Here is a 12910-nt window from a genome sequence, read left to right on the forward strand (position 1 = left end):
AAACTCGTAAAAACGCCTTAGAACGAAAGGGACGACACGATACGCACCTTCTGGCCCGGATCGAGCTTCTGAACGCCGAGGGCCACGATCTTGGCACCCTCGTCCACACCGCTGGTGATGATGACGTCGTTGCTCTCGTAGGACTTCACCACGACCGGCTTCAGCGTGACGGCGCCATTGTCGTCGACGACGTAGAAGGAGGGCTTGCCGCCTTCGTTGAACAACGCCGACAGCGGCAACCGCGCGACGCGTTCGGTGGCGGCATCCGACAGCGTCAGCGTCGCGGTCATGCCGAGCGACACCTTGTCGTCGGCCTCGGGCAGCGAGAACTTCGCGAGATAGGTCCGCGTGGCGGAATCCGCGGTGGGCGCGATTTCGCGCAGCTTGGCCGCGTACTTCTTGCCCGGCTCCGACCAAAGAGTGACGCTGGCGGCGCCCGACTTGGCACGTCCGACCAGCGTCTCAGGGATCGCGACGACCGCTTCCTTTTCGGCAAAGCGGGCGACGCGGATCGAAGTCTGGCCTGCGGCAACCACCTGGCCGGGCTCGATCAGCGTTGCGGTGACGACGCCACGGGCGTCGGCGTTGAGCGTCGCGTAGGAAAGGGAATTCTTGGTCAGTTCGACCGAGCGCTCGGCCCGGTTCAGACGCGCGCGGGCCTCATCGGCGGCGGCGCGGCTCGAATCCAGCTGGGCATCGGTGGTCCAGCCCTTGGCCTTCAGATCCTTGGCGCGCTGCTCGGCAGCGGCGGCCTGGGCCAGCACGCCGGTCGCGGCGGTCTGCTCGGCGACGGACTGCTCGGCCTGGAGCTTCAGATCGACCTCGTCGAGGGTCGCGAGCGGCTGGCCAATCTCAACGGTCTGGCCGACTTCGACCAGGCGCTTGGCGACCTTGCCGGCAACGCGGAAGCCGAGATCGCTCTCGATCCGGGGCCTGACGGTACCTACGAAGCTGCGCTCCGGCGTCTCGGCATCATAATGCGCGGTCGCGACCAGAACCGGCCGTGGCGGCTCGGCCTTTTCAGCGACGGTGTCATTGCACCCAGCCAGCGCGGCGGCCATCAAGGCCAGCGACACACCCGCCAAGAGCCTGGAATAGCTGGATAAAACTGACCGAACGAACATCGGAGGACACTCCTGCGGCTGCAATGCATGGAATGTCGACTAATCACTGACGAAAGTCAATAATCGTCAGTCATCAGGAAAGCGTGATCGTTAACGCATAGTAACGTCTGCATTCGACCGAGCCGCTAGCCTCAGGAATGGTCGATTGAAGGCTCAAGCTACATGCCGCGCATGACGCAGGCGTTCACGCTGGCGAAGGTCCGATTGTTCCGGCCCGTCTTGCCGTTGTTGGAGCATTTGGACCAGAGAGCTTCGACGTCCTTGACGCCGCGCTTCTGCCCGGGGCTCGCCGATGGCGGGGGTTCGCTCGCCGCGCTTGAGATCGACGAACTCGAACCCGGCCGCTTTCAACGCGGCGGCCATTGCCTCGGCGTCGTTGGAGGGGTTGGTGAGCTTGACGACGTTCTGATAGGACGAATTGCCGATAACGAGCGCGACGCGTTTGGCCGCCAGCGCCGGTTCGGCAAAAAGCATCAGAGCGCAAAGCGCCGACGCGACAATGCTCGCGCCCCACATCAAAGAAAAATCTCCCTCACCGGCAATGTCCCGACCCTAGCACCGAGACTCACGGAACGCGACACATCCTGTGAAAAAGTGTGAGCGCCATCACATTGCGAGGCGCTCATCTCCACCGTTCAGGCCGCTCGGGGTGGCGGCGGGCGTCCTCAGCCTCCCTGTCCGGCAAACTCGTGCTTGCTGTCGTGGCCGCCGATGAAGACAAGAATGCCGGCCAACAGCGGCAGCACGGCAAGCACGAGCAGGCCGGTCGAGGTCTGCCCGGTGGCTTCCTTGACCCAACCGATCAGATAGGGCCCGCCGAAGCCGGCGAGATTGCCGATCGAGTTGATCAGCGCGATGCCGCCGGCGGCGGCCGTTCCGGAGAGCCAGGCGGTCGGCAGGGTCCAGAACACGCCGAAGCAGCAGAACACGCCGATCGCGGCCACCGTCAGCACCACCATCGTCATGGTGGGATCGGTGAGATAGGAGGACACGCCAAGCGCAACGGCGGTCAGCAGCAGCGGCGCGCCGACATGCATCACGCGCTCGCGCGTGGCATCGGAATGCCGTGCCCACAGGATCATCGCGATGGTGCCGAACAGATACGGGATCGCGGTGACGAAACCGGTCTGCGCGTTGGTGAGACCGAACGCTTTGACGATCTGCGGCAGCCAGAACTGCATGCCGTAGAGCGCGCCGACGAAGCCGAAATAGATCAGGCTGAGCGCGATCACCTTGGGCGACGACAGCGCCTCGCCGAGCGACAGGTGCTTTACCGCCTGCTTGGCCGCGATTTCGGAATCCAGCTTCGCCTTCAGCCAGGCCTTCTGCTCGGCCGAGAGCCAGTCCGCCTTCTCCGGCTTGTCAGTCAGGTAGAACCAGGTGACGATGCCGAGCAGCACGGAGGGGATGCCCTCGATGATGAAGAGCCATTGCCAGCCTTTGAGACCCATCGCGCCATCGAGCCCGAGCAGGAGACCCGAGACCGGCGCACCGATCACGGTCGAGACCGGCACGGCGATGGCGAAGGCCGCGAGGAAGCGGGCCCGATATTCGGCCGGATACCAATAGGTGAGATAGAGGATGATGCCGGGAAAGAAACCGGCCTCTGCCACGCCGAGCAGGAAGCGCAGCACGTAAAAGCTGGTGACGCCGCTCGTGAGCGCCATCAGCGCCGAGATGATGCCCCAGGTCACCATGATGCGGGCGATCCAGCGGCTGGCGCCGAACTTCTCCAGCGCCAGATTGCTCGGCACCTCGAAGATGAAATAGCCGATGAAGAAGATGCCGGCGCCCCAGGAGAAGATCAGCGGCGTGAACTTCAGCTCGGCGTTCATGGTCAGCGCGGCGAAGCCGAGATTGACGCGGTCGAGATAGGAAAAGAAGTAGGCCAGCACCAGGAACGGAATCAGGCGCCAGGAGATGGCGCGGATGGTCGAGGTCTCGATGGCGCTCTTGGCAGCGCCGGAATAGGTCGTGGTCTGGCTCATGGCTTTCCCCCGGGGTTGTTGCTTTTATGGGCTGATCCGGGGTTTTCAGCATCGCGGGCAAAGAGTCAATGGAGCAAGGGGGGCAAAGGCGCGCTAGCGCCATGCCCACCATTTCTCTTCACTTGCTACGATGGTGGGCACGCTCCGCTTTGCCCCCACCAGTCCGACGCCGTGGCGAGCAGCCTTCACTCCGCCAATTGAAACCGCGCAAAGCGATCGAGTTCTTCCTCGATCACGCGCTTTAGCTCCCTGCGCCCCGCGGTCTTCTTCCCCTGCCCGACCCAGGTCCATTTCTGCATCAGCAGCTTCTTTGCCTGCCGGTCGGTCTTGAGGTCGAGCGCGGCAACGATCTCGTCGCCGACCAGCACGGGCAGTGCGAAATAGCCGAGCTTGCGCCTGGCCTTCGGCACATAGGCTTCGAACAGATGGTTGTAGCCGAAGATGAGATTGGTGCGCTTGCGCTGGATGACCAGGGGATCGAACGGAGAGAGGATGTGGACGAGGTCCGGCGACACTTCGCCGGGCTCCAGCGCCGCGGGCGCTGCCCAATGCTCCTGCCTGCCGGCGCCGTCGATCGCGACATGCACGAGCTCGCCGCGGCGGACGCGTGAGGCGATCAGGCCCGCCACCGCCGGCTTGCTGGGCGCATCGAGGTGGCAGATCGAATCCAGGCTGACCACGCCCTGTGACCGCAGCGCGCGATCGAGCAGATAGGCCGTGATCTCCTTTGCCGACGCCGGCTTCGGCAGCCTGTCCCAGCCGAAATGGCGCGTCATCAGCTCATAGGTCTTGAGCATGCCCTGGCGCTCGCTGACGGTCGCGACGCCGGTATAGAAGGCGAGCTGCAACGCGCGCTTCGAGGGCTTTCGGCTCTGCCAGAGATGCTCCTTCTCGGTGAGCACGTCGTCCTCGATGTCGCGGATCGTCAGCGGGCCGGCGCGCAGGAGCCGCATCACCTTGCGCGTGTCGGCCGGCGTCACCGAGGCGTACCATCTGTGGCCCTCGCGCCGGTGCTCGCGCATCGCCGGCAGGAAGAAGCGAAAATCGTTCGAGGGAACGTAGGACAGTGCATGCGTCCAATATTCGAATACGCTCCGGTCGACGCTCTGGGCCCGGCGCAGGTCGTCGCGGCGGTAGGACGGAATACGGCTGAACAGGATGTGGTGATGACAGCGCTCGATCACGTTGATGGTGTCGATCTGCACATAGCCGAGATGGGCGACTGCATCCGTCACGGCAGCCGCGCCTTCCCCAAACGGAGCGCGCGCATCCAGCCGCTGGGCATGCAGCCAGATCTGCCGGGCCTGTGTCGTGGTGAGCGGGATCGGTTTCGGCGCGCGTGACATTGCGGGAGATAATGTAGCCGGATTCGCGCCGGGGAAAAGCAGACGCCGAAGAAGCGGCCAAGGAAAACCGCGCTGCCAGCTGCTGACAGCGCGGCCTGATGGTGTGCTTCGCGCTTACTTCATCATCATCGACTTCTGCGCCTTCATGTAGTGCACGCAGGCGCTCTTCATCTTGCCATTGCTCATGTCGGTGTTGGCCATGGCCATTTCCTTGTTCGCCGCCATCTTGGCCGGCGTGTCGGCTGTGCCGCCCATCATGGCGGCCGACTTCATCATGTTATCGCTGGTGCACGCCATCATCGCGGCGGATGCGGGTGAAAATGAAAGAGCGAACGCGACAAAGGCTGCGGACGTGAGCAAGATCTTCATCGAAAAGTCTCCTTGAGTAAGACGAAACCGACGTGGCGTCGGCTATCGCAACTACGTATTTTCCAGCAATTTGTTTCGTGGAGGAAATATTTTCCTTGGTGCGGTGCGAAGGCGAAGGGATCGGCGACCGCCTTTTGGCGGTCTGCGCGCGAGGTTCCGAAGCAGAAGCGGCCCGAGCTCGGGCCGCTTCGCACCTTGCGGCTTCTCACGTCACCGCCGGAACAGGCCGCCCATCATGTGACCGAAGAGATTGCCGGGGCCAGCCATGCCGCCTCCGCCATGCGCGCGGCGGCTGCCACCGCCGGAGGAGCGGCGGCGCGCGGGCTCGTCAGTGGAATCCTCAGAGGCCACGCGGCTGGAGACGATCTCCGACTGCATCGCCTTGTGCTGGAGCTTGTTGAGATAGCCGGTCGTGGGATAGCCGCGCGCGGCCTGCCAGCGCCTGATCACGGACCGGGTCTCCTCGTCGAACTTGCCGGTCACCTTGATGTCGAAGCCGAGACCGGTGAGGCGGCGCTGCACGTCGCGGCGCTGGTTCTTGTCGAGGCCGATCTGGTCTTCGGCGACCTGATCGGCCATGTCCGTGAAGGTCGCGGGATCGATTCCTGCGGTGAGATTGCGCGTCGTCGTGGACGGGCCGTCCTGAAGCGCGGCGATGCGGGCGAGCGCCAGCGGCTTGAAGGTGCCGTTCGGATAGTTGGTGAGATAGGCGTTGAGCTCCTCGACCTTGTTGGTGTCCTTGATCGAGCGCCAGAACTCGAGCTCGACTTCGCCAGCCTGGGCGACGGTCGCGGGCGCAGCAGCGTCCGACGCGGGCGCGGCGGCCGGGTTGAGAAAAACCGCGCCGGTGAGATTGGTGTGGCCCCAGGGCAGCTGCGCCTTGTTGGTCTCGTCGTTGACCTGGGCACGAACCTTGGTCATGGCCTGCTGGATCTCGAGGCCGGGAGCCGCGATGTTGGCAAGGAGCGCGCGGGTAAAGGGGCTGTTTGTGCCGGCCTCGCCGTCGAGCGCGGTCTGGCCGGGGCCGGTGGCGAACGCGATCAGCGTGCCCTCTCCGGACTTCATCTCGGCAAGACCGCTGGCCACGTTGACGGAGCGCGTCGCCTTGGCCGAGCGAATCTTTGCGGCGAAGGGATTGTCGCGGCAGGCGTCGAGGAACACCAGCTTCACCTTGGCATCGGCCATGGTCTGCTCGAGCGTCAGGTCGACATTGATGGCGGCGCCGAGCTTGACGTCCATCTCGGATTTGAGGTCGGCATCGACCGGCAGCAGGTAGTTGGAGCCGTTTACCGCGATGCCGTGGCCGGCATAGAAGAACAGCGCCACATCCGCGCCTTCGCTCTTCTTGCCGAATTCGAGCAGCTTCGCCGTCATGGCGTCGCGGGTGAGGTTGCTGCCCTCGACCACGTCGAAGCCGACATTGCGCAGCACCCGCGCCATCGACTTGGCGTCGATCGCCGGATTCGGGAGCTGCGGGACATTCTTGTAGGCGGCGTTGCCGACCACGAAGGCGACACGCTTGTCCGCGAGCGCCGCGTTACCAGTGAAGACAAAGGCTGCGAGAGACATTGCCGCGAGCAGGAAACGCATGGTCTTTCTCCCCAGATCAAGAACCACCGACACAGCCAGTGTGACGTCTTTCACGCAAGCCGAACGTGATCTAGATCACGTTCAGCTGTCACAAATCGAACCGGCCGCAATAAAGACGCGACGACAGCTCTTCGCCTGCCCGGACCGGCCCCTCCGCGAAAGCGAAGCGCTCAGGTTGCGGGGCCCAAAACACTGCGAAATGCGCTAGGATGAATCCGGAAGTCTTGGTCGCCACCGTGACCAGGATCACATCAAGGCCTTTGAACCTTCCCTATGCTCGCAGCATCAAATCGCCATCAGGCGTAACAGCGAGGATACGACAATGACCCGTTTTGATAAGTTTTTTGGACTGAAGGCGATAACCGTTGCCGCCGCGCTGTCGATGACGGCAGGGCTGGCTTTGGCCGGCGACAACAACATTTCGTCCGACAAGATCCTGGATGCGTTGAAGCCGAAGCCGGCAACGCGCGGCCTGTCCGTCGGGCCACAGGCCGATCCGGCAGTGCAGGCCAAGGAATCGACCTTCCTGAACACGGTGCGCAACCGCTCCACCCGGTCGCTCTCGACGGGCGAACGTGAGCAGATCGCCGAGCTGGCTGCGACCAAGCCGAAGATCGATCTGGAAATCCAGTTCGACTACAACTCGGCCGACATCGCCAAGACCTCGGTGCCCTCGGTACAGGCGCTCGGCAAGGCCCTCTCCGACCCGTCGCTGAAGGGATCGACCTTCGTGGTCGCCGGCCACACCGATGCGGTCGGCACCGAAGAGTACAATCAAGGCCTGTCCGAACGCCGAGCCGACACCATCAAGAAATATTTGGTGCAGAACTACGGCCTCACCGGCACCGATCTCGTCACGGTCGGCTACGGCAAGACCAAGCTGAAGGATACCGCCAACGGCGCCGACCCGATCAACCGCCGCGTCCAGGTGGTGAACATGGAAGCCAAGACGACGGCGTCCAAGTAACCCCAATTGATCGCCAATGAAGCGCGCCGCCTGCCGTAACCCGGCAGGCGGCGATTTCATATCCAGCTCTGGAACAGCATCAGCCGATTGAAGGTCTGCATCGACGTCCCGACGAAGGCCGCCGAGATCGGCAGCATCACCGCGAAGCCGATGGCGGCGACGCCGACATAGGCCCACAGCAGCCAGCGTGGCAGCCCGTCTCTTCGCAGCACATAGACCAGCGCGAGCGACGCGATCGTTGCGGCCGGCAGATAATAGTAGATGAAGCCCAGCGTACGCGGCAGCAAAGCCCAGGCCAGCCAGCAGCCGAAAAAGAACATCACAATCAGGAATGCATCCCAGCGGCGCGTGACGATGAAATCGCGCAGCACGACCGCGAGTGCGGCCAGCGCCGGCCACAGCACCAGCGGGTTGCCGAGAAAGACGATCGCCGAGACATTATCCTCTGTCGTCTTGTCGAACAGGAACCACACCGGCCGGGCGAGCAGCGGCCAGGATGGCCACGAGCTCATATAGGTATGGCCGGCGATCGCGGTGGTGGTGTTGTCGGCAAAGATCCGGCGCTGCGCCTCGATCAGATCCGGCAGCGACACTCCATGGAGCGGAACGAACGCGGCAAGATATGTCATCGCTGGCAGGACGGCGAAGCAGAGCGCGGCATGCTGCACCCGAAAGTCGGGCCAGAGATCGGGGCGATACCAATCGCCCGGCCTCGCGTCGGCGAACAGCGTGCGCCAGCCCTGCATCAAGCGGATCACCGCAACGATGACGATGCAGATTCCGAGCGGAAACAGCCCGCTCCATTTGCAGGCCGCAGCAAGACCGAACAACGTACCCGCCAGCGCGAACAACGCATGCGGGCGCGGCCTTCGAAAGCCATGCATGAAGGCTGCGACCGCGAGCAGGCTGAAGCCAAGCGCAAAGATGTCGAGCATCGCGATACGCGCCTGCACGTAGAGCATCTGGTTGAAGGCCGCGATCAGTGTTGCGGCGATCGCGGGTCCTTGTGCCGAGAACAGCGCAAGCCCGCACAGATAGATCGCGACGATCGCGAGCGCGCCGAACAACGTCGCCGGATAGCGCCAGCCGAGCGCGTTGTCGCCGAAGGCCGCGATCGACGCCGCCATCAGCTCCTTGGCAAGCGGCGGATGCATCGGATTGAGCATCGGCTGCGACATCGCTGGCGCGAGCATCTGCCGTGCCGCGGGCACGTAATGCACCTCGTCGAAAACGAACTTCTCCGGTGTCGTCAGGCCGATCAGCAGCGCAAGATGGGCAATCAGGAAAATCGCGACAGCCAACACTGCGCTCCGCGACATCTTCGGAACTGCAGGCACATTGTGCGACATTTGTTGGGACGTTTTGCGTGGCAAATCTGCTTCACCGCGGAGAAAAATATGAATGGCGCTTTTCATTGAACGCATTCTGCCGCAAGTGTCACTAAGCATAACGCAGGTCCCGCACCGCTTGTGATAATTTCGCCACATCAGAAGCGCGCGCGATCCGGTACGATCAGGGACACATCGATCGGTTGCGAAATGAATTTGCGTTTCTGGCTTTTCCCCACTCTGTTGTCGGCCGTCGTGTGCGCGGCGCCTTGTGCGCAGGCGCAGACGCGCGTCGGCGAAGCCGTCGTAATCCAGAACGAAGTCGTGCGCGTCGCCGCGAGCACGACACCGATCAATGTCGGCGACAGCATGCTGCGCGACGAGACAGTGCGCACCGGCGCCGACAGCGCGGCGCGCTTCGTCATGGCCGACAGCACCAACCTGTCGCTCGGGCCGAGCGCGACGCTCAAGCTCGACCGCACCGTCTTCAACGACGAGCACAGCTATCGCGACGTCGCGATCCGCATGACCACGGGCGCTTTCCGTTTCGTCACCGGACATTCGGAGAAGACCGCCTACAAGATCACGACGCCGCTCGCGACCATCGGCGTGCGCGGCACCACGCTCGACATCCTGTCCCAGCGCGGGCGCTCCGTCGTCGTGCTTCAGGACGGTGCGGCCAGCGTCTGCACGACCGGCGGCCAGTGCGTGCAGCTCACCCAGCCGGGCGACACCGCGATCATCACCTCGACCGGCGGCAAGGTCAGCATCACCAAGACCAACACGCCGCCCTGGACCTTCGCCGCCAACTGCGCCGCGAGTGCCGGGCTGTGCTCGGTCAACCAATATGCCGGCGCCTCGCCGACCATCACGCCCGCCGTCAATGACGACGGCATGCTGTGCGGGCGGTGACGATGGCAACATTCAACTTCAGGCGCCTCATCCTCGCCGCTGCACTCGGCGCAACGGCTGCGTTTGCATGTCTCGCGTTCGATGCACGGCAGTCGGCCGCGCAGGCGGCTGAATGCGAGTCCGGGTGCGGTGAGCCGAATCCCTACCCGACCTATTCGCCATCGCCGTACCCATCGCCGACACCGACGCCCTCTCCTTCGCCGAGCCCCTACCCGTCACCCTCGCCGAGCCCCTATCCGCCACCGTCGGGCCCGACCGGCGCCGATTCCAGCGGCAATTCGATCGGCGGCCTCGCCGACCAGCGCTTCAACCAGATGATCACCAACCGGGTGCTCGGCGCGGTTCTGCTCGGGGTCAACGAGCAGGTCAATTGCAGCGACTGCATCAGCGCGTTCGGCTCCGCCGGTTCGTTCTCGGCCGGCATCCACGGCCGCAAGGAGCTGACCAACAATCTGTCGCTGCTCGCCGGCATCGCCTACACGCAATACAATGAGGGCGGCTACAAGATCACCAGCGCCCCGATCGGCGCCTTCGCGCTGCGCTACGACTTCACGGACTGGGGCTCGTCACGCCCGTTCTTCGACGTCGGCACGATCCTGACGCCGTGGGAGAAGGCGCGCTACACCCGCAGCTACAACACCAGCCTCGGCCCCGTGAGCGTCACGGGTTCGACCAACGCCTCGAACTACGCGGTCTACGGCCGCGCGGGTTGGATGAGCCGGGTGTCGCCACGCGACGAGGTCGCTGCTTCCATCGAGGTCTGGCAGCTCTGGCAACGCGTGTCCGGCTACAGCGACAGCGCCGTGGCGTTCAATCCGTTCGACGCCACCATTGCGACCGGCACCGATCGCACCAGCCTGGTCAAGATCGGCGGCCAGTGGACGCATCTCTTCGGCAGCAACATCGAGACCAACATCAACGGCGGCTGGGTGCAGTCCTTCGCCAGCCATAGCGGCATCGTCGCCACCGTGACCGGCGACGGCACGGTGGTGCCGACCATGGGCAACCAGGGCTGGTTCGAATATGGCGGCCGCCTCGGCTTCCGCGTGCAGAAGGGCTGGATCGTGGATCTCTTCGCCAACGGCACGCTCGGCCCGCAGCCGGTGGGGAACACCATCCACGGCGGCGTGGGGCTGAGGATCAATTATTGAGGGCAGCCCCGGACACAGTCTCGTAGGGTGGGCAAAGCGGAGCGTGCCCACCCTCTTCTCGATTGAGGATGGATGGCGGACACGGCGAAAACGCGCCTTTGCCCACCCTACGATACTGAGTATGCGGCGAGGCTAAGCCCGCATCACGCTGCCGACTTGCCCTCGAACGCGCGGCCCAGCACGTCCACATCCAGCTTCACCATCTTCATCATGGCCTGCATTGCGCGCGCGGCCGCCGCCTTGTCGGGGCTCGACAGGAAATCGAACATCACCTTCGGCACCACCTGCCAGGACACGCCCCAGCGATCGCTGATCCAGCCGCACTGCTGCTCCTTGCCGCCATGAGCGAGGAAGGCATCCCACACGCTGTCGACCTGGGCCTGATCGTCGCAATGGATCATCAGCGAGATTGCGTGGGTGTATTCCACCTTCATGCCGCCATTGAGCGCGACCAGCGGCTGTCCAGCGACCGTGAACTCTACGACGAGCACGGAACCCGCTTTGCCGGACGGGTTGTCCGCGACGTTGCGCTGGACGTGCGTGATCTCCGAATTCGGGACCAGCGAGACGTAGAATTTCGCGGCTTCCTCGGCATCGCCGTCGAACCACATGCAGGGCACGACCTTGGACATGGAAAAGCTCCTCTCCGGTGGGTCCACCCCGAGGACGAGCGGGCCTGACGCAATCCGACAGGCCCGACCGATTATTTTCTACTTCTTCTCGTTGGGATCCCGATGCACCGGGTCGATCCACAGCACTGTCTCGGGCTTTTCGACTGGCTCGATGTCGAGGTTGATCGCGACCGCCTCGCCGTCGCTGCGCACCAGCACGCATTCCAGCACCTCGTCCGGGCTGGCGTTGATCTCCTGATGCGGGACGTAGGGCGGCACGAAGATGAAATCGCCGGGGCCGGCCTCGGCGGTAAACTGCAGGCTCTCGCCCCAGCGCATGCGCGCCTTGCCCTTCACCACGTAGATGACGCTTTCGAGATGGCCGTGGTGATGCGCGCCGGTCTTGGCGTCGGGCTTGATGCTGACGGTGCCCGCCCACAATTTCTGCGCGCCGACACGCGCGAAATTGATCGCGGCCGCGCGGTCCATGCCCTTCGTCGACGGCACGTTGGTATCGAGCTGGTTGCCGGGAATGACGCGCACGCCGTCATGTTTCCAGCGATCGTCGTGATGATCGTGGTCATGGTGGGAATGCGTGTGATCATGGCCGGTCATGGGTCTTGCTTTCTGTTGGTTCCGTGCGCGCGAAACTAACCAAAGCCGCGACATCAAGCCATACCAAAAAGGGAACCCAGACAGCCGTCAGCTGTTATCCCCGCGAGCAAACTGGAAGGAGAGTTTCATGGGTAGCACCAGCGACAAGATCAAGGGCACCGCCAACGAGGCAATCGGCAAGGCCAAGCAGGGTATCGGCGAAGCCACCGGTTCCGACCGCCTGAAGGGCGAAGGCGTGGTCCAGGAAGTGAAGGGCAAGGGCCAGCAGGCCATGGGCGACGCCAGGGACGCCGCGAAGGACGCGATCGATCGCGCCGCTGCGGCGGCAAAGCGCGCCGCGGAGTAACGCGCGTCAAGCTGAAAGCGAAAAGACCGGCCCAAGGGCCGGTCTTTTTGTTTGCAGGGTTATTTCACAGCGAGCAATTCGACGTCGAACATCAAGGTCGCATTCGGCGGGATGACGCCGCCGGCGCCGCGGGCGCCGTAGCCGAGCTGCGGCGGGATGATCAGCGTGCGCTTGCCGCCGACCTTCATCGTGGCGACGCCCTCGTCCCAGCCGCCAATGACGCGGCCCTTGCCGATCGGAAACTCGAACGGCTCGTTGCGGTCGACGGACGAGTCGAATTTTTTGCCCTTCTGGCCGTTCTCATAGAGCCAGCCGGTGTAGTGCATCACACAGATCTGGCCGGGCTTCGGCGAGGCGCCGGTGCCGACAACGCTGTCGATGGTCTGCAAGCCTGAAGCTGTGGTCATGGTCTTTCCTGCGGTCTGGGCCGAGGCCGTGGTGGAAACGAAGTCGGACACGCCGCCGATCACGGTGATCGCGAGAGCCGACATGATGGCGAGGAGTGCGCGCTGGAAACGCTGCATTAGGCACCTTCCGTTTGAGGCGGGAGGTGTCTAACCCAA

At 63.8% G+C, this 12910-nt stretch carries 14 protein-coding genes; 4 read left to right on the forward strand and 10 right to left on the reverse strand.

The window, feature by feature from the left end:
• Positions 1 to 17: 17 nt before the first annotated feature.
• From F8237_RS07820 to F8237_RS07845, 6 genes are all read right to left on the reverse strand, one after another.
• Positions 18 to 1124: an efflux RND transporter periplasmic adaptor subunit gene (locus F8237_RS07820; protein WP_151643436.1), complete on the reverse strand. Its 1107-nt coding sequence runs from the start codon at positions 1122 to 1124 to the stop codon at positions 18 to 20.
• A 153-nt stretch (positions 1125 to 1277) separates the two neighbouring features.
• Positions 1278 to 1640, reverse strand: a complete 363-nt coding sequence (locus F8237_RS07825; RefSeq protein ID WP_151643438.1) for a caspase family protein — start codon at positions 1638 to 1640, stop codon at positions 1278 to 1280.
• Positions 1641 to 1789: 149 nt separating this feature from the next.
• Positions 1790 to 3112 (reverse strand): MFS transporter, encoded by a 1323-nt coding sequence (locus tag F8237_RS07830; RefSeq protein ID WP_151643440.1) that lies wholly within the window; start codon positions 3110 to 3112, stop codon positions 1790 to 1792.
• A gap of 185 nt (positions 3113 to 3297) precedes the next feature.
• Positions 3298 to 4458: a winged helix-turn-helix domain-containing protein gene (locus F8237_RS07835; RefSeq protein WP_151643442.1), complete on the reverse strand. Its 1161-nt coding sequence runs from the start codon at positions 4456 to 4458 to the stop codon at positions 3298 to 3300.
• Between the two features lie 114 nt (positions 4459 to 4572).
• Entirely contained in the window at positions 4573 to 4827 is a 255-nt protein-coding gene (locus F8237_RS07840; RefSeq protein ID WP_151643443.1) for a hypothetical protein, read from the reverse strand.
• Positions 4828 to 5037: 210 nt separating this feature from the next.
• Positions 5038 to 6417: a caspase family protein gene (locus tag F8237_RS07845; RefSeq protein ID WP_162005923.1), complete on the reverse strand. Its 1380-nt coding sequence runs from the start codon at positions 6415 to 6417 to the stop codon at positions 5038 to 5040.
• A gap of 322 nt (positions 6418 to 6739) precedes the next feature.
• Between F8237_RS07845 and F8237_RS07850 the strand changes: the two genes are divergently transcribed.
• Positions 6740 to 7384, forward strand: a complete 645-nt coding sequence (locus F8237_RS07850) for an OmpA family protein (RefSeq protein ID WP_151643448.1) — start codon at positions 6740 to 6742, stop codon at positions 7382 to 7384.
• Positions 7385 to 7440: 56 nt separating this feature from the next.
• Here F8237_RS07850 and F8237_RS07855 read toward each other — a convergent pair whose 3' ends face one another.
• Positions 7441 to 8871, reverse strand: coding sequence for a phospholipid carrier-dependent glycosyltransferase (locus F8237_RS07855; RefSeq protein WP_151643450.1), 1431 nt, complete (start codon positions 8869 to 8871; stop codon positions 7441 to 7443).
• A gap of 51 nt (positions 8872 to 8922) precedes the next feature.
• Between F8237_RS07855 and F8237_RS07860 the strand changes: the two genes are divergently transcribed.
• Both F8237_RS07860 and F8237_RS07865 read left to right on the forward strand, forming a co-directional pair.
• The gene (locus F8237_RS07860; RefSeq protein ID WP_162005924.1) at positions 8923 to 9624 is read left to right on the forward strand and encodes a FecR family protein; all 702 of its coding nucleotides are present in this window, start codon (positions 8923 to 8925) and stop codon (positions 9622 to 9624) included.
• A 2-nt stretch (positions 9625 to 9626) separates the two neighbouring features.
• A complete protein-coding gene (locus tag F8237_RS07865) occupies positions 9627 to 10775 on the forward strand; it encodes a hypothetical protein (RefSeq protein WP_162005925.1) in 1149 nt (382 codons plus the stop codon).
• A 143-nt stretch (positions 10776 to 10918) separates the two neighbouring features.
• Here the strand turns inward: F8237_RS07865 and F8237_RS07870 are convergent, their stop codons facing one another.
• Together F8237_RS07870 and F8237_RS07875 are read right to left on the reverse strand one after the other, a co-directional pair.
• The gene (locus F8237_RS07870) at positions 10919 to 11407 is read right to left on the reverse strand and encodes a VOC family protein (protein ID WP_151643456.1); all 489 of its coding nucleotides are present in this window, start codon (positions 11405 to 11407) and stop codon (positions 10919 to 10921) included.
• Between the two features lie 78 nt (positions 11408 to 11485).
• A complete protein-coding gene (locus tag F8237_RS07875) occupies positions 11486 to 12001 on the reverse strand; it encodes a cupin domain-containing protein (protein ID WP_143843701.1) in 516 nt (171 codons plus the stop codon).
• A gap of 127 nt (positions 12002 to 12128) precedes the next feature.
• Between F8237_RS07875 and F8237_RS07880 the strand changes: the two genes are divergently transcribed.
• Entirely contained in the window at positions 12129 to 12347 is a 219-nt protein-coding gene (locus tag F8237_RS07880) for a CsbD family protein (RefSeq protein WP_151643458.1), read from the forward strand.
• A 59-nt stretch (positions 12348 to 12406) separates the two neighbouring features.
• On the opposite strand, the gene F8237_RS07885 is transcribed toward F8237_RS07880, so the two are convergent.
• Positions 12407 to 12871 (reverse strand): FKBP-type peptidyl-prolyl cis-trans isomerase, encoded by a 465-nt coding sequence (locus F8237_RS07885; protein WP_151643460.1) that lies wholly within the window; start codon positions 12869 to 12871, stop codon positions 12407 to 12409.
• Between the last annotated feature and the right edge of the window lie 39 nt (positions 12872 to 12910).

It is taken from the genome of Bradyrhizobium betae, from assembly GCF_008932115.1.
Taxonomy (GTDB): Bacteria; Pseudomonadota; Alphaproteobacteria; order Rhizobiales; family Xanthobacteraceae; genus Bradyrhizobium; species Bradyrhizobium betae.

What these genes read in the sequence shown, in the direction of transcription:
- F8237_RS07860 (WP_162005924.1), top strand. Translation starts at nt 8,923, where the DNA reads ATGAATTTGCGTTTCTGGCTTTTCCCCACTCTGTTGTCGGCCGTCGTG.
- F8237_RS07865 (WP_162005925.1), top strand. Translation starts at nt 9,627, where the DNA reads ATGGCAACATTCAACTTCAGGCGCCTCATCCTCGCCGCTGCACTCGGC.
- F8237_RS07885 (WP_151643460.1), bottom strand. Translation starts at nt 12,871, where the DNA reads ATGCAGCGTTTCCAGCGCGCACTCCTCGCCATCATGTCGGCTCTCGCG.
- F8237_RS07830 (WP_151643440.1), bottom strand. Translation starts at nt 3,112, where the DNA reads ATGAGCCAGACCACGACCTATTCCGGCGCTGCCAAGAGCGCCATCGAG.
- F8237_RS07825 (WP_151643438.1), bottom strand. Translation starts at nt 1,640, where the DNA reads ATGTGGGGCGCGAGCATTGTCGCGTCGGCGCTTTGCGCTCTGATGCTT.
- F8237_RS07845 (WP_162005923.1), bottom strand. Translation starts at nt 6,417, where the DNA reads ATGCGTTTCCTGCTCGCGGCAATGTCTCTCGCAGCCTTTGTCTTCACT.
- F8237_RS07870 (WP_151643456.1), bottom strand. Translation starts at nt 11,407, where the DNA reads ATGTCCAAGGTCGTGCCCTGCATGTGGTTCGACGGCGATGCCGAGGAA.
- F8237_RS07840 (WP_151643443.1), bottom strand. Translation starts at nt 4,827, where the DNA reads ATGAAGATCTTGCTCACGTCCGCAGCCTTTGTCGCGTTCGCTCTTTCA.
- F8237_RS07835 (WP_151643442.1), bottom strand. Translation starts at nt 4,458, where the DNA reads ATGTCACGCGCGCCGAAACCGATCCCGCTCACCACGACACAGGCCCGG.
- F8237_RS07880 (WP_151643458.1), top strand. Translation starts at nt 12,129, where the DNA reads ATGGGTAGCACCAGCGACAAGATCAAGGGCACCGCCAACGAGGCAATC.
- F8237_RS07850 (WP_151643448.1), top strand. Translation starts at nt 6,740, where the DNA reads ATGACCCGTTTTGATAAGTTTTTTGGACTGAAGGCGATAACCGTTGCC.
- F8237_RS07820 (WP_151643436.1), bottom strand. Translation starts at nt 1,124, where the DNA reads ATGTTCGTTCGGTCAGTTTTATCCAGCTATTCCAGGCTCTTGGCGGGT.
- F8237_RS07855 (WP_151643450.1), bottom strand. Translation starts at nt 8,871, where the DNA reads ATGTGGCGAAATTATCACAAGCGGTGCGGGACCTGCGTTATGCTTAGT.
- F8237_RS07875 (WP_143843701.1), bottom strand. Translation starts at nt 12,001, where the DNA reads ATGACCGGCCATGATCACACGCATTCCCACCATGACCACGATCATCAC.